Consider the following 20,421-nt stretch of genomic DNA (forward strand, 5'->3'; position numbering starts at 1 on the left):
TCCCCACAGGATCTTAAAAAGCTTTGAAACATCAGCATATCAAGCCTTTCAAAAAAATTCTACTTGGTGCTTTCACCCCATTTCATCTCTATCCACCACTTTTCTCACTATTTCTTGTCATAAAAAAAAGAAGCTTTTCTCTCCCTTCATCCAGCTACTTGAAAACATCTCCTCTCTCCCCCCTCTATGCTATAATAACTATCACAGTAGCTAAAATTTTTGGGTGAAAGACTAGTAAATAAAAGGAGTGGTAGGGATGGAAGAAAAAACAGTAGCCGTTATCGGCTCAGGTATCGTAGGGGTGACAGCTGCCTATTACTTGCAACGTGCTGGCCAAAAAACATTGCTCTTTGATCACGGTGTCGGTCAAGCTAGCAAGGCTAGTGCCGGAATCATATGCCCTTGGTTCTCTCAAAGACGTAACGCAGATTGGTACCAACTAGTGGCTGATGGGGCTAAATTTTATCGGCAATTAATGGCAGATTTAACAAGCGATGGCGTAGAAGAACTCCCTTTCGAAGAATGTGGCGCCATTGTTTTCAAAAAGAAAAGATCCCTCGTCCAACGTTTGTACGAAAAGGCTATGGAACGCCGTCAATCTGATCCAACCATGGGAGAATTAGCTATCCTAACACCTGAAGAAATTACTCATACGATCCCCGGCTTTAAAAGTGCATATCATGCCCTTTTCGCAAGTGGTGGCGGTAAAGTAGACGGAGCGCGACTGGTTAAAATCATGCAAGATCAATTTGTGCAACAAGGCGGCCAATTCATCCCTCAAAAAGTCCACATTAAAAAGCATACAGATCGATTAGTCAGCATCACTTCAGAAAGTCAACAATGGGATGTTGATCAAGTCATTGTCGCTGCAGGAGCTTTTCTGGCTGATGTCCTATCTCCTTTAAACCATCGCGTTGGTATCCGCCCACAAAAGGGGCAACTAATCGTTTGCAATTGTGGCGAGTCAACAGAATCTTGGCCAGTACTGATGCTAGTCGGCGAAACGGATATCATTCCTGACCGTGCTTGCCAAGTCATTATTGGCGCTTCACACGAAAATGATAAGGGTTACGATCTAAGCCTTGACCAAACCATCTCAAACTCTTTTATGGAAGAAGCTAAATCTTACTTCCCAGATCTTCACTTTGAAAAAATAAGCGAACGAGTTGGTACACGAGCTTATACAGAAGATTTCTTGCCACTTTATGGGGACTATCCTTTCTGCAATAGAATAAAAGTCGCTAGCGGACTAGGCTCTTCCGGTTTAACCAGTGGCCCTATTATAGGCTATCGTTTGGCTCAACGGATTTTAGGCAAAGAAATCTCCATCCCTGAAGCCTTTAACCCCAATAAATACATTGACTAATCTGACAATACTCTTCTCTCTATGCACGGTTTTTACTTAGAAGCACACAAAGTACCAGCTCAAATGAATTTATTCATTAAGCTATTTATTGTTTTTTTACAAATTATTTTGCTATATACCTATCAATTCAAGCTTTTTACTAGCTTTTCTAAAAAATATCCTGTATTCTTGAATAGAACCTATTTTATAGCACTTATCAAAAAGGAGGCCTATTATGTTAAAAGAGTTTAAGGATTTTTTGATGCGTGGTAATGTAATGGACTTGGCTGTCGGTGTTATTATCGGGGCTGCTTTCAAAGCAATCGTCGATTCTTTGGTAGCTGACTTAATCATGCCTATCATCAATGCGCTAACTGGCTCTACAGATGTCACCGACCTTTCCCTCAAAATCGGGGTTGCTACATTGAAATACGGTAATTTCTTACAAGCGGTTATCAATTTTGTCATCATCGGATTCGTTCTCTTTGTAATGGTTAAAGCCGTCAACACAGCCCAAGAACGTTTAGCTGGCAAAAAAGATGTTGAAGAAGTGGCAGAAGCAAAACCAACTGCAGAAGATTACCTTCGCGATATTCGAGACCTTTTGTCAAAAAAATAAAGACTTGCCTATAGTCTAAGAACCACTCCCCTCTCTATTGGAAGGGAGTTTTTTTAGATCTGGCAAGTCTTTTTTTATTTTAGGCAAAGCACTGAAATTACCTTTATCCTACTTTTATAGCTTCCTTAGTGAACTTATTTATAGATCAGACTATCTGTTTCGATTTATTCGTCTTCATCTTCTTTCTTGCCTTTCGCCAATAAAGCCATAGCCCCCGTCAGCAAGATAACCGCTTGGCCAATCGTGTTTATTCCAAATAAAGAGTTTTCGCCGGTTTGTGGAAGTCTTTTCAACTTTTGAGTCGTCGGCTGTTTTTCAAGATCTTTTGACTTTGTCACTTTTTCCCCTGTCGCTTTTTGGCCTGACACTTTTGCCCTTGTAGCTTCTTGGCCTGACACTTTTGGGACTAGCTTTTTTGGTACTGGATCTTCTTTTACTGAAGATTCTTGCATTGGCGCTTTTGGAGATGCATTTTCCTGCATTGGGTCTATGCTTCTAACTTTTCCTTCATTCCTTTTTTCCTCATTCCCTGTTTCTTCCTTATCAGTATGTGTTATTTCCGATGAGGAACTAGACTCTTCCTTATCATTCTTTCTAGGCATTTCTTCACTAGATTTCTCCGGATCATCATTTTCTTTTTTATCGCCTCTAGCATAAAATTCAGCTTTTGATCCTTGATCTCCTTGTTTGCCTTGTGGGCCTACTGCACCACGATCTCCCTTGTCACCTTTCGGGCCTTGTGAGCCGGATTCGCCTCGTGGCCCTTGTGGGCCTTGTGGACCTACTTCACCTTGCGGTCCTTGTGGGCCTGTTTCACCTTGTGCCCCTTGTGGGCCTGCTTCTCCTCGTGGACCTTGTGGGCCGGCTTCTCCTCGTGGACCTTGCGGACCTGCTTCTCCCTTCGGACCTTGTGGGCCGGCTTCACCGCGTGGGCCTTGTGGACCTGCTTCTCCCTTCGGACCTTGTGGACCTGCTTCACCGCGTGGGCCTTGTGGACCTGCTTCTCCCTTCGGTCCTTGTGGGCCTGCTTCACCGCGTGGGCCTTGTGGACCTGCTTCTCCCTTCGGACCTTGTGGACCTGCTTCACCTTTCGGACCTGCTGGGCCGGCTTCGCCTCGTGGGCCTTGTGGACCTACTTCGCCTTGTGGGCCTTGTGGACCTACTGCTCCTTGATCTCCCTTGTCGCCTTTCGAGCCTTGTGGTCCTGCTTCTCCCTTCGGACCTTGTGGGCCGGCTTCTCCTCGTGGACCTTGCGGACCTGCTTCTCCCTTCGGACCTTGTGGGCCGGCTTCACCGCGTGGGCCTTGTGGACCTGCTTCTCCCTTCGGACCTTGTGGGCCTGCTTCGCCTCGTGGGCCTTGCGGACCTGCTTCTCCCTTCGGACCTTGTGGGCCTGCTTCTCCTCGTGGACCTTGCGGACCTGCTTCTCCCTTCGGACCTTGTGGACCTACTTCGCCTTGTGGGCCTTGTGGACCTACTGCTCCTTGATCTCCCTTGTCGCCTTTCGAGCCTTGTGGTCCTGCTTCTCCCTTCGGACCTTGTGGGCCGGCTTCACCTCGTAGGCCTTGTGGACCTGCTGGACCCGCTTCTCCTCGTGGACCCGCTGGACCTGCTGGGCCTGCTTCGCCTCGTGGGCCTTGCGGACCTGGTTCCCCATTACTACCGTTATAAATGGTCCATTCTTTTTTATCCTTACGACTACGCCCGTCTTTATCCACCGTCGTATAATGGATAGTTACTTTAGTTCCTGTTCTTTCAGCTTCAGTAACGGATTCAGTTTCTATAGCTATATCCTTCAAAATACTGCCAGTCCCTTTAATCCATACTTCATTAACTGGCTTTTTCTCTACAATACTGCTCACTTCTTCAAAATAACCTTGATAGAGTTTAGGGTTAAATTCTCCATCCTTTACAATCGCAGGATACTTGTAAAAATGACGAACTTTCCCCAATTCTCCAGATCTCACTAATTTCATATAACCAAGTGGGAGATCCGGATCCTCTTTTACTTCAACCTTATAATCAACACTTTCTACGGTCATTTCATAGGCATATTGTTCTTCTGCCATAAGTTGGTAGACACCATAATCAAGCTGTTTGGCATCCCCTTTACGGATATCTGCCTTCAGCACCTTTTTATTTTTCGACTGATAGCCTAAGGGAGACATAAATTTAACCAAGTATTGTCGAGGAATCTTGTTGTTAAAACTATAATTCCCGTTAGCATCAGTGAAAGTCTCTCCTATCAAATCTCCAGCAGTATCGCATAATTGCACTTTCACTCCTGCCTTACCTGGTTCTCCATTTTGTGCTTTTTTCCCATCTCGGTTATAGTCCTCAAAAACTTGCCCCTCAATATTATATCTTTCTTTTATTTCACCAAGCCCTATAGTTGCTGACGATACACTCTTCCCTAAACTTAAGGATCGATTTTCGGCTATATTATACCCTCCTATCGTTCGGTAATAATAGGTCGAAAACGCCTTTAACTCGTCTTTCGCCGTCTTAGGCCTCTTTACTTTGATCTCAAAATAATAGGCTTTATAGCTTGTAGGCAGTTTAAACATATATAATCTTTCGCCATTTTTGCCTATCGCAGGCAGCAGTTTTGCATCTTCCTTTTTCATGTCCTCTTCTCGGAGAACTAAACTTTCTGGGATTTTTAAATTATCTTTTATTTCATAAATGCTAAATACTGGCCGCCCATTCTCAACATTGTAGGTCTCTCTTCCAAAGTTACTACCAAGATATACATAAGGACTACCGTCTAAAGTACGTCGTTTACCATTAGCAATCCCAGCTAAAGTGAATTCTCCATTTTGATAATCAGCATCTGTCACCGTTAAATCAAAGTAAGGCTCCCTCACTTCTTCACCGGGTTTATAAAAAGAAACATGGAGCTTTTTATCCTCTAATTTCTTTTCCCCTAATCGTATTTCAAACGGAACATCCCCGCTATTTGTCACTTGCCTTCTGTTGATAAAAAAGCACAGTTGCAACTTGACTTTACCATCCGATAACCATTCTCCCGCCCGAGTCAATCGATAGCGAATTTTTCCTTTCATCGGTTCAGCTTTAGCAATCGTCATCTCATCAATCACTAAATCAGAAACTTTCCCATAAGGATGGGCAGAATTATTGATATCCGATAACCTGAGCGTATCTGAATAACTTAAATCAAAATAATGCCCTTCTTTCAGTCCCTTTGGTAAAGAAAACGACCCCCTAAAAATAAAATAATCTCCATGAAAAGGATAGATCGTATCCGAGTTTTCAGAGAATGCATTGTCTGAATGCTTATCCAAACTAATCTTGACATCCTCTAGTTTGTCTGACATATCCTTAGAGGAATCCGTCTCGCTAGTTAGATCCACTCTTTCCCCTTCAGCAGCGTAAAAAGCAGCTTCGCTTCCCGTATTAGCTGAAACTTCTTCTTTTGAACCGCTTTCATTTTTGGGATTTTCAAAAACCTCTTCCCTTCCCCTAGCCTTTTCTCCATCTTTTTTAAAAGAATCTGTTTTGCCTACAGACGAAATATTTTCCTCATCGACATCTTCTGTGGAAATAGTCTCTTTTATTTTTTCTTCAGGTTTATTCTCTTTTATTTCTTCGATCTCATTCTCTTTTATTCTCTCTTCTTCCTTAACTATCTCGCTTGCTTTTGGATCTTTTGCGACTTCTCCTAAAACCAATCCAGTTCCTGCTTCACTTGCTTCCACTTGAACAATAGCTTGATCACTCGCAAAAAGAATCCCTGCCCCAATCATCACAGAAACAAGTCCTACAGACAGTTTACGGAAAGCATAGGTCGATACTTCTTTCCCTAGACACTTCCTTACTTTTTTTTGCCCCATTTCCCTAAAATCGATCCCTTGACCCTCTATTTCACATGAGAAAAGACTAGCTACTGATCTATCTTTATTTTGATCTATTGCCCCTACCCTATCCTTTTTTTGCCCTTCTATTTGATTATATATCTTTCTCATTTTCCCCCTCCAAAAGTATGCCTTCAACACTTATATTTTAACTATCTATATATTAATATACAAAAACCCTCTATTAAGATTTCAGTAAGAGGATGTTAAGGGAAGGAAAGCGCTTAGCAGATGGATTCCCGTTCGGTAAAATGAGTGAAAATAGAATATTCGTCAATGTATATCTTTAAAGGCCACTCGTTTTCAAATTATAATCACTAGAGATATAACCGTCCTCTTATAGCTCTCATTTAACATTTTATAAAATACGCCTATATCCCTATTTTTTTTAAAAAATATTTACAAACCAAGTCTTTAAAGAAAAGTCTTTTCATGATATTCCTATATAGTTTGCATTTATTTCTAACTTGTAATCATTACAATCCCTCTATTTCATACCTTTTCTTAACTAATCCGCACTTGCTTCCCCATTTTAACTCTTACTATATTTTTACCTTACTTTTTTCGCAATTCCCTATTCCAAGCTCCTCTTTCCTATTTTCTTCCTATTCCCTTCATCTACTCCTCTTTTTATTTTGCTGTCAGTCTTTTTCGCATTAACTTTCTTCCCCTATTCATGTCTAAAAGCACAAAAATAACCTACCTCTCATTTTAGAGAAGTAGGTTGTGCATAGTTTTTTGCAGGCACAAGCTTATATCCAGTCAATCTTATCGTGACTCATCCTTATAGCACTGGGCTTACTCAACTAAGGAAGGTCTCCTAGATTGACTTTATTTTAGTCTAAATCATGATAAATACGGTAGACTTCACGTTTATTTTTCCCTAAACGTTTAGCCACTTCTTTCATGGCTTGGTTAGCTTTCACACCCTCTGACACAGCTTTTTCAATGGCCTTTCGAATATCTTCAGGCTTATCATTGATCACTTCCTGTTTTTCTTCAACAGCTTCTCCTTGCCCCTCGATAACGACCACTAATTCGCCCTTCCATACCTTATCTGACGTCTCTTGTCGCAAGTCTGCTAGCCTTCCACGTAAAAATTCTTCATAGCTTTTAGTCAATTCCCGTCCAATAGCTATGCGTCGGTCAGGGCCAAATACACTTTCAACTTCTTCTAGTAATTTGTTAATCCGGTGGGGAGATTCATAATAAATGCCCGTTACTGCTTGCTTATATCCACGTTCTAGCATAGATAAACGTTCTTGTTTCTTTCTTGGCAAGAAACCCCAAAAGGTAAATGGTTGAACCTTTAATCCCGAAGCTATCAAGGCAGTAATGGCCGCATTGGCTCCTGGTAAAGGAATGACCTTGATCCCCGCTTGAATCGCTGCTTGCACCAACTCAACACCCGGATCTGAAATCGAAGGAGTTCCTGCATCACTGACTTGAGCCATATGGATCCCCTCTCTTAATTTGGTTAAAATTTCCGGAATCCGTTCTTGTGTGTTGTGCTCGTGAAAACTTAATTGCTTGGTTGAAATGGCAAAGTGATTTAATAATTTCTGCGTATGCCGTGTATCTTCAGCCAAAATCAAATCCACTTCTCCTAAAACACGCACAGCTCGGTAGGTCATATCCTCCAAATTACCTATAGGCGTTGGAACTAAATAAAGATTACCGGCCATCGAAATCATCGCCTTTCTTCTTACTTATTCAAGTCATCGCTTGGCTTCTTCTCTTCTTGACTGCGCAGTCATCACTTGACCTGTTTCTCTTCGTAACTGCGCAATCATAGCTGGGCTTTTTCTCTTCTTGACTGCCACAATCAGCGCTTATCATCTTCTCTTCTAGACTGCCACAATCAGTACTTGGCTTCTTCTCTTCTTGACTGCCATAATCAGCGCTTGGCGTTTCCTCTGCTGACTTCAAACAGTCCTCACTGCATTTTTTCTAGCTACTCGTCAGCTTCAATGCTTGCATTATTTCTCTTCTCACTCGTTACAGTCAGCGCTTGAACTTCGCTTTTACTCGCCTCAACGATCAAAGCCGAATGGGATTGAGCTAAAGGGAAATGAATACCATATTGAGCTAGGTACTTTTCTTTTTCAGGACGTTTTAACTGTTTGAAGGCGTACTCCGCTTTCATCGCTAGAGATTTATTCGGCCATTTTTTAGCCCATACCAAGCGAACTGGTCGTCTGATTCGTGTATACTTTGCTCCCTTCCCAGCATTGTGCCTTTCTACTCGCTCCTCCAATCGGTTGGTATAGCCAGTGTAGAGAGTGCCATCTGCGCACTCTAAGACATAGACATAAGCCTCCATTAGCAACTCCTTTTTAATCCCCTTCATCTCTCACTAGTGGCCCTATCCCCTTTATTCAACCCCAATAATTGCGCCATATAGGGAGTATAGCTACCATCTTCTTCATGGACAGTCAAGGCTTTTTGCACTCGTAAGCCCCCGAATGATCCTTGCTTCATCACTTCGATCAAGACTCCATTGGCTTCCTGACCTTGTTTAGGGTAAATCATTTGCAAGCGTTTAGGTGTCAATTGATGGGCTTGAAGAGTCATTAACAGTTCCGTTAATCGTTCCGGTCGATGGACAATAGCTGCTTTTCCTCTAGTTTTCAATAGACCGGAAATAGCTTGACACAACTGCTCAAAATTCAAAAGAATCTCATGGCGAGCGATGCGTTGAGCTTCTTCATTGTGGACAGTTTGGTGGTTCTTAGCTGTAAAGTAAGGGGGGTTACACAAGATATAATCTACCGAGTCCAGTTTCCCCCATTTTCGGTAATCCTTCACGTCCGCCTGAATCACTTGATAGCGTCCTTCTAATCCATTCCCCTCAATTGTCCGCTTTGCCATATCTACCAAGCGTTCTTGAATTTCAACCAGTTGTATTTTTGCCTTAGTCTTAGTAGACGCCAAAAAGGCCACTGCCCCATTCCCTGAACAGAGATCCAAGACAGTCGCCGTTTGTCGTTTAGGTAGGATCGCAAAATCTGCTAAGAGGACTGCATCCATCGAAAAGGCAAAGACGTCTGGGTGTTGGATTAAGGCAATTCCTTCTCGGATCAAATAATCGACTCTTTCGCCTTCTTTTAACTCTATTTTGGCTAAAGTTTCTTCCAACCTTTCTTGGATGAGATGTCTTCCGTCCTCTTTTTCTCCCTTAACCATTCTACATTCCTTCCGTTAAACGTTCCAACATAGCTTCGCAAAATAAACAATGGTCTCCTGCTTGCATACGTTTCCCATAAGCCTCATTACAAATATGAAAGCCTTGTTCATATAAATCCATCATCATTTGCGAGGATTTTTGTGGTTTAAATTCTTCCATTGTAGCGCCTTGCTGACTTTGGCTTAAGAGGCGCTCTTGCTCTTGGCGTAGAGCATTGTTCTCTTGCATTAATTCACTGATGACATTTTCTAACATCATTGTCGTATCCGTCATCCGTTGCAAGGCTTGTTCAAATTGATATAATTCTTCCATAATTCGTGTCACTTGCGCCCCTCCTTTCTCCTCCATTGTCACGCTTTTTAGGCTCTTCTTTTCTTTCGTCAACTTTTTCCAGCCTTTCTAGCTTACATCTCTTTTGATCATTCTGTGATCCATTTATCCTATATCACTGACTCTTTAGATTAAGAAGTCTATCCCTAGCACTATCTAGATCTAGTCTTCCCCGTCTTTAAAGCTAACTGGCAACGAACTGCTAAGCCTTCAAAAACCGCCTCAGTAGAAATGTTAGCCTTGATCTCTTTCATAGCTTGTTCAATAGACTCACTTACTTTTAGCCAATAATCAGCTGGACTATGTTGGACTAATTCCTTATAGGCCTCAATGCGATCAATACGAGTCAATTCTTCTTTTGATACATAAGGATACACCAAGGCATCTCTTGCTAATAAAGCAAGATCATTCAAATAATTGTATGCGTCCATTCTTGTATCGCAATAATCACTGACGTATTTTTTGACAGAAATCATTGCCTCTATAGGTTGCCGCCCTAACAAGCTAAACCATTTCCACTCTGCAGCTAATTTCTTCGCATAGCTTTCATCCTTAGCGAGGTTTTTGGCATCTTCTACTCGTGTGACTTGAAAAGCTACCCATTGCGCCATAGCTGTAGATAAACCCGCTTCTTCAAAACTTTTTCGAGTCTCTTTGAGTGAGACGTCTGGCAGATGAATCCACTGACAGCGAGAACGAATAGTTGGCAAAACCATTTCATAGTTATCCACTGAAATAAAGAGATGATTTCCCTTGTTTGGCTCTTCTAAGGATTTGAGCAAACTGTTAGCCGCATTAAGGGTCAACTTTTCCGCATCATCTAAAATATAGAAGCGATCCCGTCCATCTCGTGACGATTGACTCAATTCGTCTACTAAACGACGTATCTTTTCAATTTTTATGGATTGTCCTATAACCTTTTTAGCCTTTTGCTCTTTTGAACTTGTTGATGCTTTCTTACCAGTTTGGCCTTTAGCCTTTTTCCCAGCCGTTTTGCTCTGAAGGATTTCCCCCTTCATTTTTTCAGGCTCAGAGGCATCGATGATTTGAACATTGATGTGTTGATTATGGCGCATTTGCTCGATTAAGTCTTCTTTACTACGCCCTTTTTCCGCTAAAGAAGAAGCTGCAATTTGGAAGATAAAATTCCGCCGTGCTAACCTATCTTGCCCATCAATCAGATAAGCATGGCTAAGCTGATCCTTTTCAATCAAACGCTCAAAACGTTCCAATAAACTTTCTGTCATCATTAGAATTTATGAAAAGCATCGACTGGCAACACAAAAACTGTCGCTCCACCGATTGGCACTTCTACTGGTGGCGTAAAATTGTTAAAGATCCCGCCTTCGTTATAACTGGTTGGCGCCACAAATTCTGTTCTATGATGGCCGAGTTTTTTGATCAAATCAAGAATTTCATCAATTCTTTCTTCTTCAGTCCCAATAAGGAAAGTCGTATTCCCTCTACGCAAGAAACTCCCTGAGGACTTTAATTGTGTTGCGGCAATGTGTTTCTCACTAAAGGCTTGAGCCAATTCATAAGCATCTTCATCATGTACAATAGCCATAATTAATTTCATGGTTATTCTCCTTTCCCATAGTGGCAATCGATCGCTTGGATCAACTTTTCTTCAACAACCTTTGCAACCTCTTCTACATTTCGACTGGCATCAATCACTACAATACGTTCGGGATATTTATCAACAACTTCCAAATAACCCTTTCTGACCGCTTGTTGAAAGCTATAACCTTCTTCTTCTAGTCGATCCTTCTTCCCCCGTCCCTTGACCCTTTCCATTCCCAAAACAGGATCAATGTCAAAATAGAGCGTAAGATCTGGCAAAAGTCCTTCTGTCGCAAAACGGTTAATAGTTAGCACATTGTAGATCCCCAAAGACCTCGCATAGCCTTGATAGGCTAAGGAACTATCAATAAATCGGTCACAGATAACCACTTTCCCTTGATCAAGTTGCGGTAATAAATTTTCAACTAAGTGTTGCCGACGACTCGCTGCATACAAGAGTGCTTCCGTCCTAGCATCCATAGCCTTATAGTCCGGATTCAAAATGATTTCTCGAATAGCTTCCGCAATAAGGTTTCCGCCTGGCTCTCTACTTTGAACAAATGTCAGCTCTTTATAACGTTTTTTTAGGCGCTCAAGAACCGTCGTTAAAGCCGTCGATTTCCCAGACCCATCTATTCCTTCTAAACTAATAAATAGCCCTCTCACTTTACATCTCCCGTCTGCCCTCAATGGCTTTTAATAAGGTTATTTCATCTGCATACTCTATGTCAGACCCAATCGACAAACCATGTGCTAAACGTGTGACCTTAATGCCAGAAGGTTTAATCAAGCGGCTCAAATACATGGCCGTTGCTTCTCCTTCAGCTGTGGCATTCGTTGCCAAAATAACTTCTTTAATTTCTTCGTGTTCTTGTAGGCGTTTGATGAGTTGTGGAATAGTCAAATCTTCTGGTCCTGTTCCCTGTATTGGAGATAAAACTCCACCTAATACATGATAGAGGCCTCTATAATCTTGCATTCGCTCAATACTCATCAGATCTTTTGTAGATTCTACTATCAGCAATTTTCCAAGATCTCTCGTCTCGTCTGAACAGATAGGGCAAGGATCATTCTCCGTGATATTCCCACAAATCGAACAATGCGTTAGGTCTCTTTGGCAACTCACCAAAGCATCCGCAAAGGCTAAAACCTCTTCTTCCTCCATATTGAGGGTAAAGAAAGCTAAGCGTGCCGCTGTTTTTGCCCCAATACCGGGTAATTTCATATAACTATTTATAAGGCGCGCGAGCGGTTCTGGATATTGCATGCCATCCTCCTAACATCAAGCATCGAGCTTTAGAAACCTGGAATATTTAATCCCTTAGTGTATTTTCCCATCCGTTGTTCGTTAGCTTTTTGAACTTTTTCAACGGCATCATTAACAGCCATTTGAATCAAATCTTCTAACATCCCCAAATCCTCTGGGTCTACTGCTTCTTGTTTCAAAGCCACTTTAACCACTTCATGTTTTCCGTTCATGGTTACTTGAACCAAATCAGATTGAGACTGACCAACAAATTCTGTTTTGTTCAATTCCTCTTGTTCTTTCACTAATTGCTTTTGCATTTTTTGCATTTTTTGCATCATACCTTGCATATTTCCCATTCCACGCATTTCTTATTCCCCATTTCTTTTTTCTTCAACAATCACTCGATCAGCCCCAAAAAGATCAATAGCTTCTTGTGCTAGATCGACTTGTTCTTCTTCAGTTTCTTGACCTATAGTGGCTCGTGTTACGGTTTCTGCCTTTTTCTGTTGCCGGCGTTCTAAGATATATTGACTTCTCAATCGTTGCCAATCTTCCTCTAGAATACAAACATAGTCACCTTCATATTGCAATTGTTGGGTGAGATAACGTTGAATCGCTGCATGTACACTAGACTGATTAGCCTTTCTAGCCAGCAATTCATATGGAAAACTCAGGACAAAGCCATTTTCTCCCGCAGCGACTACTTCAGAATTTTTTAAGGCAGATCTTTCCACATGGGCTAATAAACCCACTAAATCCTGCCAATTTTCTTGCAAACGGGTCAAGATTGGCCGAGTGGCTTGATTTAAAATCCGGTAAACAGCTCCAGTATCCACTCGATATGCTTCTTCATCTGCCCCTTGTTCACTGATAGGGGTCTGTCCTTGCAAAATAGGCCCTATCCTTTGCCCTGCTTGACCTGGTGAAGCATTGGCTACAAGGCTTTCTCCTTGCCCTTGTAACTGACATTGACTTTCCAATTGACTGATTTTAGCCTGCAAGTGAGCAACTTGATCTTTTAAACTCTCCATTTCTAACCGCCAAGCCCCATCATCGCAAGTATTAGCTGATGTTTGTTTCTGCTTAGGCAAATGTCCAGCTTTTACAGTCATCACATCCAAATAAATTTGTGGATGTTGGCTAAATTTCAATAAGCCTTGTGCCTGAGTTAATAAATCTACTAAAGTATAAAGGAAATTTTCTTGATCAGATGCCTCTTCTTCTATCAAAACATCTCTTATATAGGCTAGGACACTCTCAATTAACCGTCCCGCCTCTTTACCATCTGATAAGCAACGATGAATAATATCCAAAGCCTCTTGCACTTTCCCATCAGACAAAGCTTTGACATAGTCCCCAATAATATTTTGGTCTATTGCCCCAGTAGCTACTAAGGCATTCTCCATAGAGAGCGTCGAGCTATCATAGGCAAGGGCTTGGTCCAATAGACTAAGTGCATCCCTCATCCCACCATTAGCGACTCTCGCAATAGTTTTTAAAGCCTCTCCATCATAGCTTATACTTTTCTGATCAAGAATGACTTGCATTCTCTCGATCATCGTTGCCACATCGATCCGTTTAAAATCGAACCGTTGAACCCGTGACAAGATAGTTGCTGGAACTTTATGTGGCTCAGTTGTCGCTAAAATGAAAATAACATGGGAAGGTGGCTCCTCCAATGTTTTGAGCAAGGCATTAAAAGCCCCAATCGACAACATATGGACCTCATCGACAATATATACTTTGTATCGACCCTCTGTTGGAGCATAGCGCACTTTATCCCTTATATCACGAATTTCATCTACCCCATTATTGCTGGCGGCGTCAATTTCAATCACATCGTTCATCCGGTTTTCCTGAACCGCTTGGCAAACTGCACATTCCCCACAAGGATTGCCTTCTACAGGATTTTGACAATTGACTGCTTTAGCAAATATTTTGGCTACACTGGTCTTCCCTGTTCCACGTGGTCCAGTAAACAAGTAAGCGTGACTAATCTTCCCGCTAGCTATCGCGTGAGACAAAGTTTTCGTAATTGCTTCTTGCCCAATAACCTCTTTAAAACTTTGCGGGCGCCACACCCGATAGAGCGCTTGATAGGCCATACTTTTCCTCCTTCTTCCACCTTTTATAGGTATATACTTGTATTCATTTTACCACAAACCTATCGCAATTTAGGGCAAAAAAAAACATAGAGCACATAACGAAACTTACTTATAGCTGCTTCCTTCCGGACCTGACTCGTTCGTAAGCTCGTTATTGCCTATGACCTTTCGGTAAGTTGATTATAGCAAATTGTCCCTTTCAATTCAAGTCTAGCCCCTTTATTGTATGTGTCAACTCAAGTCTAGTCCCTTTATTATCACTTTCAACAAGAAGCTTGTTTCAGCCTATTTCATTTACCTAGATCTCAATCACAAAAACTACCCTACAGCTTCATTTAAGGATCATTCATCCTCTCTCAAAAAGGGTCAAACTATTTAAAATTCCCTAGCCATCGCTTAGTGACTTGTCTAGCCTTCTTTAGCTTTTGTTGACGTTGGCGCAACGTCTTAAAGAAGTTACTCAATAACTGTTGACACTGTTCTTGGCATATTCCTTCTGTTAAAGGAACTTGATGATTAAAGCGTTGGTCGGCTAAAAGATTCATCAAGCTCCCGCAACAACCTGCTTTTTCATCTCTAGCGCCAAAATAAACATGGCGCAAGCGACTAAGGATAATCGCTCCAGAACACATTGGACAAGGTTCTAAGGTCACATAGAGATCACAATCTGTTAAGCGCCAAGCATTTAAATTTTTATTAGCTTCATTGATGGCTAATAATTCCGCATGACTAGTCGCTAAATAACTACTTTCACGTTTGTTGTGCCCTCTTCCAATAACTTTTCCTTGATAGACGACCACTGCACCAATGGGAACTTCTCCTATTTCTTCCGCCTTCTTTGCCTCTTCTATAGCTAAGCTCATAAAATACTCAGCATCTTTTAAATTTTTCGCTGACATGTTAGCGTCCTCTCCTGTCAACGAACTGGCAACTAGCCCTTGTTTCCCTTTTGTACCCCATTCTTTCCCAAGTTCTGAATACGTTTTTTCATCTGGATTTTTTCTTAGATTCTGTCCCTCTTTCAATTCCTTCACTCCGTATCTAAAGCTACTCGATGATCAGGGGCGGGGAAGGCCTGATCTAATAACGCATAATCTTCTTTCGATAAGCGCAACTCCCTAGCTTTTAAATTATCAGCCATATGTTCAATATTTCCCGTTCGAGGAATTGCCATCATTTGCTCTTGATTCAAAATAAATGCCAATAAAACTTGATAGCGACTAACGCCATGCCTATCTGCAACCATTTGAATACTCGGATCGGTTAATAGATCCTTCTTCAGCCTGCCAGCCTGCCCCAAAGGACAATATGCCATAAGAGGGATTCCCTTCCTATCTAAAGTTGGTTTTAAAGCATACTCAATCCCTCTAGAAGCTAAATGATAAAGAACCTGATTGATTTGGCACTGATCTCCATCAGCCACTTTCTCCAAAGCTTCCATATCTTCCACATCGAAATTTGACACTCCCCAAGCTCTGATCAGCCCCTCCTTTTTGAGGTCTTCGAAAGCTTGGACAGTTTCCTCTAAAGGGATATTCCCTGGCCAATGCAACAAGTACATGTCTAGATAATCCGTCCCTAACCGTTCCAAAGAAGCCAAGCAACTCTTCTTCATTTGCTCCAAACTTGCATTCCATGGATATACCTTTGATACGATCAAAAGCGAATCGCGTTCTACCCCTTTAATCGCCTGACCTATTAAGGATTCCGCTCGCCCATCTCCGTACATTTCAGCCGTATCGATCAAATTAACCCCATTTTCAATAGCATAGCGTATACAGTCCCTTTCCTCCTCCCATCTAGCGGTGTTTTCTCCCAAATACCAACTACCAATTCCAAAATTTGGATAAACTTCTCCATTTGGCAAATGTAGCATGACCGCTTTCTCCTTTCTTACAGACGAAAGAGACTGAAGGCCACAACTAGCCACAGTCTCTTATCCACAGTCTTACTAAGCTAAATACTTTTCTGCTAATTCCAAAGCGCGATCTAACCAATCGCCGTCTTTTGTGACAGATTTCCTAGCCAAGCGCATTGCCTTATCCTTCACTTGATCCACATTATCTTTCACTTGATCCAGATGGGCTAAAAAAGATTCCTTCCAATCCTTAGAGTTCTCTAAAAGATTCATCAAGCGCTGAATATCCTCATCTGATAGACGGTCAACGATAGCCATAGCTTTCTCGTTACCATTTAACTTTTCTCGAACAAAGAATTTTACTTTTTTACGATTAATATACGCCGCCACAGATTCACGCTTTTCTTCGTCTGCGGCAATAAGCGCTGCAAGCACTCCAATGATCACTGAGGATCCAATCGCTAGAGCTAAGGCCTTTTTCTTATCTAACATCAAAATCACCCTCCCAGCTTAATATGACGACTCTTTCGCTAGATCTATTTTACCATAATCAACTATTTTCTGATCTTTTTAAATCACGCCTTCGTCCTTTGCTAAAGGATCAATGCCAATCGACCTAAGCTTTCTTATGGGTTTCTTTTTTGCCATCCGCTTCCTCAAAAAAAAGAGCAGACGACCTTTACCCTATTTTTTAAGACTATCAGAAAAAGTTTGACTCAGCAAAGAGACCCCTAGTTTTAAACCTGACTAGTCTCTTCTACTGTTTTTTCTTTTTTATTATCCTTTGCTTCTATATAAATTTCACCTTGCCGTGAACCAATCGTCACTTTTTGTCCATAACGAATCTCTCCACTCAAGAGTTTTTCGCTTAATGGATCTTCAATAAGATGTTGAATTCCTCTCCTGATTGGACGTGCGCCATATTCTGGATCATAGCTCTTCTTCGCTATTTCCTTCAAGGCAGTTGGCGTAACTTTCAATTGAATTCCCAATTCGCTCATTCGTTTCACAATAGATGCCATCATAAGCCGGACAATTTCTTCAAGATCCTTATCCGAAAGAGAATGGAAGACGATCGTTTCATCAATTCGATTTAAAAACTCTGGGCGGAAAGCTTTCTTCAATTCTTCCCGAATACGTTTTTCCATTGCTTCATGGTTTTGACTTGGTTGAACAGCTCCAAATCCAACACTCTTCTCGTCTCTCAGAGCTGTAGCACCTAAATTAGATGTCATGATAATAACCGTGTTACGGAAATTAACCTTCCGACCCTGACTGTCTGTTAAATGACCATCATCCAAGAGTTGTAAAAGGATGTTGAAGACTTCTGGATGTGCCTTTTCAACCTCGTCAAAGAGAACCACTGAATATGGCTTTTGTCGAATTTTTTCAGTCAATTGCCCGCCTTGTTCATAGCCCACATAGCCTGGAGGGGAACCCACTAAGCGACTGGTCGTATGCCGTTCCATAAATTCACTCATATCGATACGAATTAAGGCACTTTCGTCTCCAAACATCGCTTCTGCTAGCGTTTTAGCTAATTCAGTTTTCCCAACACCAGTTGGTCCAAGAAAAAGGAAGGATCCAATTGGCCTACGAGGATCTTTTAAGCCAGACCTAGACCTACGAATAGCTCGAGCAACTGCGCTAACAGCTTCTGTTTGCCCAATAACCCGTTTATGTAGCTCTTCTTCTAAATGAATAAGTCTCTCACGTTCACTCGTTTCCATTTGCTTGACCGGAATACCCGTCCACTGTGCCACAACTTCATTAATATCTCGTCCAGTCACTTGAGGTCTAACCAGCTCTTTTGGCTCTTGTTGCATCAGCTGATCGAGTTTTTCACGCTCTTTCATCTCTTTCAAACGATAGGAAGCAGCTTTTTGAAACTCTTGGGTCATCACGGCTTCTTCTTTTTTCTTTTGATACTTTTCAACATTGAGGCGAAGTTTTTCTAAAGGATCTCCTATACTTTCTTGCTCTAAGCAAACTTTAGCACTCGCTTCGTCCATTAAATCAATAGCCTTATCAGGTAATTGACGAGATGTAATATAACGAGTAGACGTCTTCACTGCTGTTTCTAAAGCCTCATCAGTAATGGTCACTTGATGATGGTCTTCATAACGCCCTCTCAATCCTTTTAAAATTTCGATAGTGTCTTCTTCACTAGGCTCATCCACCATAACCGTTGCAAAGCGCCTTTCCAAAGCAGCATCCTTTTCAAAATACTTTTGGAATTCATCTAAAGTAGTTGCCCCTATGACTTGTAACTCCCCACGTGCTAAAGCAGGTTTCAAAATATTAGAAGCATCAATCGCTCCCTCAGCCCCACCTGCTCCAATCAACGTATGAATTTCGTCAATAAAGAGGATAATATGGCCATCTTCATAAATTTCTTGGATGATTTTTTTCAGTCTTTCCTCAAATTCACCACGAAATTTCGTTCCAGCTACTAAACTGCCAGTATCCAACATCATCAATCGCTTCTTACAAAGAGATTCAGGTAAATCACCCTTAACCATCCGTTGGGCTAAACCTTCCACAACGGCCGTCTTACCAACACCAGGTTCTCCTAAGAGAATAGGGTTATTTTTACTGCGGCGACTGAGAATTTGAACCAAGCGACGCACTTCATCTTCTCGACCCACTACTGGATCTAAGAGATCTTTACGCGCTTGTTCAGTTAAATCGCGAGCCAATTCATCTAGAGTTGGAGTGCCTTTTGCTTGACTAGGTTGTTTTTGACGGTTGGCTGCACGATTAGCCTGTTTCGCTACCCTTTGCGGCTCCTTAGCGCCTAATTTTTCAAAAATCAATTCTTGCAAATGGCGTAAGTTGACCCGATTATTCGTCAAAATTCTGCCCGCTAAACCTTCATCCCGTGTCAAAGCCAATAGAAGCGTTTCTGTTCCAATGGTTTCTTTACCAAGACGTTCTGCATCTTTTGCAGCTTGCATAACAACTCTCTGGGCACGAGGTGAATAAGGCATATACATTGGGTCTTGAGTAGGAGAAGCGGTCCCATATCCCGTTAAAAGTTCTATCTCATCAAACATCACTTCTGGTGTTACTTTCAACTCTCTCAAAAGCTTCCCAGCAATCCCGTTCGGTTCACTCGTCAAGCCATATAGCATGTGTTCAGTGCCCACCGTTTGATGTCTAAATTGAATAGCTATTTGAGCCGCTAAAAAAACGGCCTGCTTAGCACAAGGTGTAAATGCATCGCTCAATATTATCCCTTCCTTCTACTGTTCTCAATCAAGAGAATCTAATCCCATAATACTCGTAATTGGTCAATAATCTCTCTTAGCATCTCACTCCGCCAAAGATTACCATCATGATCTTCAGAAATAGCTGGACTCGTCAAAACCAATAATAAAAGCTGAGTTTCCCTTTTAGTCAACAGTCCATGCCTTTGTAAATCAACTAAGTATTGCCTAGTTTGATTAGGCGTCATTTCCCGTAAAATTTGAGCTTTCAAGAGGTCTAAAAGATCACCCTCATCTTGAATTTGCAATTTAGAAATACGAATATAGCCACTTCCTCCACGTTTACTTTCAACCACATAGCCTTTTGGAATTGTAAAACGTGTATTAATCACATAATTAATTTGAGAGGGTACGCAATCGAACTGAGAGGCTATTTCATTCCGTCGCAATTCGACCTCATCCATCCCTTGCAAGTAAGCTTTGATATAACGCTCTATATCATCGGATAGGTTTGCCATGATTTTTCCTCCCTTTCATCACTTCTATTATTTGACCTTTGTTGACTATTATACAGAAACTAAAGAAAATTTCAACACTTAAGCTCCAGCATCTTTTCTAAAAAGGCAGTCCGAGTCAACCAAAAGTAAGGCAAATCTTTTACAAAAGAGCAGTTTAGATAAAAAATAAGATTTCTCTCTGCCGAAAAACCTTACTTCTTCACTTGTGCCCATAAGCACGCAAATATAATTTATTTATTATTATTCGATAACAGAAAAACGACTAGATAACATGTCACTTCTAGATTTCCCTAATTCAAATAGACAAACCGTATTTTTGCCGTCCTATCGGGAAAACAGGATTTGAACCTGCGACCCCTACGTCCCGAACGTAGTGCTCTACCAAACTGAGCTATTTCCCGTTTTGTTGGAAGGAAAAATTATAAGAATTACTTATACTTATTCCATTCATTCCTAATAAAGAGCATTAAACTTCCTCTACTTTTCAATCTCCTATTTAACCTGAATTCCCCAACCAATAACGAGCTTAAGTCGTACAAATCCTAATTTTATGGTGTTTGTAC

At 41.5% G+C, this 20,421-nt stretch carries 19 protein-coding genes, 1 tRNA gene and 1 other RNA gene; 2 read left to right on the forward strand and 19 right to left on the reverse strand.

The window, feature by feature from the left end:
* Positions 1 to 256 precede the first annotated feature (256 nt).
* Positions 257 to 1,366 carry an FAD-binding oxidoreductase gene (locus D3H64_RS08120; RefSeq protein ID WP_121565749.1) on the forward strand — a complete coding sequence of 370 codons (1,110 nt, stop codon included), beginning with the start codon at positions 257 to 259 and terminating at the stop codon, positions 1,364 to 1,366.
* Positions 1,367 to 1,580: 214 nt separating this feature from the next.
* On the forward strand, positions 1,581 to 1,964 hold the full coding sequence (mscL, locus tag D3H64_RS08125) for a large conductance mechanosensitive channel protein MscL (RefSeq protein ID WP_121565750.1): 384 nt from the start codon (positions 1,581 to 1,583) through the stop codon (positions 1,962 to 1,964).
* Positions 1,965 to 2,128: 164 nt separating this feature from the next.
* Here mscL and D3H64_RS10540 read toward each other — a convergent pair whose 3' ends face one another.
* The 19 genes from D3H64_RS10540 to D3H64_RS08220 form a co-directional block, all read right to left on the reverse strand.
* Positions 2,129 to 5,950: an SdrD B-like domain-containing protein gene (locus tag D3H64_RS10540; protein ID WP_121565751.1), complete on the reverse strand. Its 3,822-nt coding sequence runs from the start codon at positions 5,948 to 5,950 to the stop codon at positions 2,129 to 2,131.
* A 725-nt stretch (positions 5,951 to 6,675) separates the two neighbouring features.
* Positions 6,676 to 7,533 (reverse strand): 16S rRNA (cytidine(1402)-2'-O)-methyltransferase, encoded by an 858-nt coding sequence (gene rsmI / locus D3H64_RS08135; protein WP_121565752.1) that lies wholly within the window; start codon positions 7,531 to 7,533, stop codon positions 6,676 to 6,678.
* Between the two features lie 19 nt (positions 7,534 to 7,552).
* Positions 7,553 to 7,768, reverse strand: coding sequence for a hypothetical protein (locus D3H64_RS08140; RefSeq protein WP_121565753.1), 216 nt, complete (start codon positions 7,766 to 7,768; stop codon positions 7,553 to 7,555).
* A gap of 25 nt (positions 7,769 to 7,793) precedes the next feature.
* Positions 7,794 to 8,162, reverse strand: a complete 369-nt coding sequence (locus D3H64_RS08145; RefSeq protein ID WP_121565768.1) for a GIY-YIG nuclease family protein — start codon at positions 8,160 to 8,162, stop codon at positions 7,794 to 7,796.
* Positions 8,163 to 8,185: 23 nt separating this feature from the next.
* On the reverse strand, positions 8,186 to 9,025 hold the full coding sequence (locus D3H64_RS08150) for a tRNA1(Val) (adenine(37)-N6)-methyltransferase (protein ID WP_121565754.1): 840 nt from the start codon (positions 9,023 to 9,025) through the stop codon (positions 8,186 to 8,188).
* A 1-nt stretch (position 9,026) separates the two neighbouring features.
* The gene (locus tag D3H64_RS08155) at positions 9,027 to 9,350 is read right to left on the reverse strand and encodes an initiation control protein YabA (protein WP_158589257.1); all 324 of its coding nucleotides are present in this window, start codon (positions 9,348 to 9,350) and stop codon (positions 9,027 to 9,029) included.
* A gap of 158 nt (positions 9,351 to 9,508) precedes the next feature.
* Entirely contained in the window at positions 9,509 to 10,588 is a 1,080-nt protein-coding gene (locus D3H64_RS08160; protein ID WP_158589258.1) for a hypothetical protein, read from the reverse strand.
* A 17-nt stretch (positions 10,589 to 10,605) separates the two neighbouring features.
* Complete coding sequence (locus D3H64_RS08165; RefSeq protein ID WP_121565757.1) at positions 10,606 to 10,935, reverse strand: cyclic-di-AMP receptor; 330 nt, start codon at positions 10,933 to 10,935, stop codon at positions 10,606 to 10,608.
* Positions 10,936 to 10,937: 2 nt separating this feature from the next.
* A complete protein-coding gene (gene tmk, locus D3H64_RS08170; RefSeq protein WP_121565758.1) occupies positions 10,938 to 11,585 on the reverse strand; it encodes a dTMP kinase in 648 nt (215 codons plus the stop codon).
* A 1-nt stretch (position 11,586) separates the two neighbouring features.
* The gene (gene recR / locus D3H64_RS08175; RefSeq protein WP_121565759.1) at positions 11,587 to 12,186 is read right to left on the reverse strand and encodes a recombination mediator RecR; all 600 of its coding nucleotides are present in this window, start codon (positions 12,184 to 12,186) and stop codon (positions 11,587 to 11,589) included.
* Positions 12,187 to 12,215: 29 nt separating this feature from the next.
* The gene (locus D3H64_RS08180; protein ID WP_121565760.1) at positions 12,216 to 12,533 is read right to left on the reverse strand and encodes a YbaB/EbfC family nucleoid-associated protein; all 318 of its coding nucleotides are present in this window, start codon (positions 12,531 to 12,533) and stop codon (positions 12,216 to 12,218) included.
* Positions 12,534 to 12,536: 3 nt separating this feature from the next.
* Positions 12,537 to 14,273 carry a DNA polymerase III subunit gamma/tau gene (gene dnaX, locus D3H64_RS08185; RefSeq protein ID WP_121565761.1) on the reverse strand — a complete coding sequence of 579 codons (1,737 nt, stop codon included), beginning with the start codon at positions 14,271 to 14,273 and terminating at the stop codon, positions 12,537 to 12,539.
* Between the two features lie 79 nt (positions 14,274 to 14,352).
* Positions 14,353 to 14,439, reverse strand: an RNA gene (gene ffs / locus D3H64_RS08190) — signal recognition particle sRNA small type.
* 205 nt (positions 14,440 to 14,644) lie between these two features.
* The gene (gene tadA / locus D3H64_RS08195; RefSeq protein WP_121565769.1) at positions 14,645 to 15,172 is read right to left on the reverse strand and encodes a tRNA adenosine(34) deaminase TadA; all 528 of its coding nucleotides are present in this window, start codon (positions 15,170 to 15,172) and stop codon (positions 14,645 to 14,647) included.
* A gap of 131 nt (positions 15,173 to 15,303) precedes the next feature.
* Positions 15,304 to 16,149, reverse strand: a complete 846-nt coding sequence (locus tag D3H64_RS08200; protein WP_121565762.1) for an aldo/keto reductase — start codon at positions 16,147 to 16,149, stop codon at positions 15,304 to 15,306.
* Between the two features lie 75 nt (positions 16,150 to 16,224).
* Positions 16,225 to 16,623, reverse strand: coding sequence for a hypothetical protein (locus D3H64_RS08205; RefSeq protein ID WP_121565763.1), 399 nt, complete (start codon positions 16,621 to 16,623; stop codon positions 16,225 to 16,227).
* A gap of 245 nt (positions 16,624 to 16,868) precedes the next feature.
* Positions 16,869 to 19,361: an ATP-dependent Clp protease ATP-binding subunit gene (locus D3H64_RS08210; protein WP_121565764.1), complete on the reverse strand. Its 2,493-nt coding sequence runs from the start codon at positions 19,359 to 19,361 to the stop codon at positions 16,869 to 16,871.
* A gap of 38 nt (positions 19,362 to 19,399) precedes the next feature.
* Positions 19,400 to 19,858 (reverse strand): CtsR family transcriptional regulator, encoded by a 459-nt coding sequence (locus tag D3H64_RS10545; RefSeq protein WP_121565765.1) that lies wholly within the window; start codon positions 19,856 to 19,858, stop codon positions 19,400 to 19,402.
* Positions 19,859 to 20,185: 327 nt separating this feature from the next.
* A tRNA-Pro gene (locus D3H64_RS08220) sits at positions 20,186 to 20,259 on the reverse strand.
* Between the last annotated feature and the right edge of the window lie 162 nt (positions 20,260 to 20,421).

Source organism: Atopobacter sp. AH10 (genome assembly GCF_003664595.1).
Lineage (GTDB): Bacteria > Bacillota > Bacilli > Lactobacillales > Aerococcaceae > Atopobacter.

Coding starts and splice junctions, on each gene's coding strand:
- D3H64_RS08150 (WP_121565754.1), bottom strand. CDS start 9,025: ATGGTTAAGGGAGAAAAAGAGGACGGAAGACATCTCATCCAAGAAAGG.
- rsmI (WP_121565752.1), bottom strand. CDS start 7,533: ATGATTTCGATGGCCGGTAATCTTTATTTAGTTCCAACGCCTATAGGT.
- D3H64_RS08205 (WP_121565763.1), bottom strand. CDS start 16,623: ATGTTAGATAAGAAAAAGGCCTTAGCTCTAGCGATTGGATCCTCAGTG.
- D3H64_RS08120 (WP_121565749.1), top strand. CDS start 257: ATGGAAGAAAAAACAGTAGCCGTTATCGGCTCAGGTATCGTAGGGGTG.
- recR (WP_121565759.1), bottom strand. CDS start 12,186: ATGCAATATCCAGAACCGCTCGCGCGCCTTATAAATAGTTATATGAAA.
- D3H64_RS08165 (WP_121565757.1), bottom strand. CDS start 10,935: ATGAAATTAATTATGGCTATTGTACATGATGAAGATGCTTATGAATTG.
- tadA (WP_121565769.1), bottom strand. CDS start 15,172: ATGTCAGCGAAAAATTTAAAAGATGCTGAGTATTTTATGAGCTTAGCT.
- D3H64_RS10545 (WP_121565765.1), bottom strand. CDS start 19,858: ATGGCAAACCTATCCGATGATATAGAGCGTTATATCAAAGCTTACTTG.
- D3H64_RS08180 (WP_121565760.1), bottom strand. CDS start 12,533: ATGCGTGGAATGGGAAATATGCAAGGTATGATGCAAAAAATGCAAAAA.
- D3H64_RS08145 (WP_121565768.1), bottom strand. CDS start 8,162: ATGGAGGCTTATGTCTATGTCTTAGAGTGCGCAGATGGCACTCTCTAC.
- mscL (WP_121565750.1), top strand. CDS start 1,581: ATGTTAAAAGAGTTTAAGGATTTTTTGATGCGTGGTAATGTAATGGAC.
- dnaX (WP_121565761.1), bottom strand. CDS start 14,273: ATGGCCTATCAAGCGCTCTATCGGGTGTGGCGCCCGCAAAGTTTTAAA.
- D3H64_RS08200 (WP_121565762.1), bottom strand. CDS start 16,149: ATGCTACATTTGCCAAATGGAGAAGTTTATCCAAATTTTGGAATTGGT.
- D3H64_RS10540 (WP_121565751.1), bottom strand. CDS start 5,950: ATGAGAAAGATATATAATCAAATAGAAGGGCAAAAAAAGGATAGGGTA.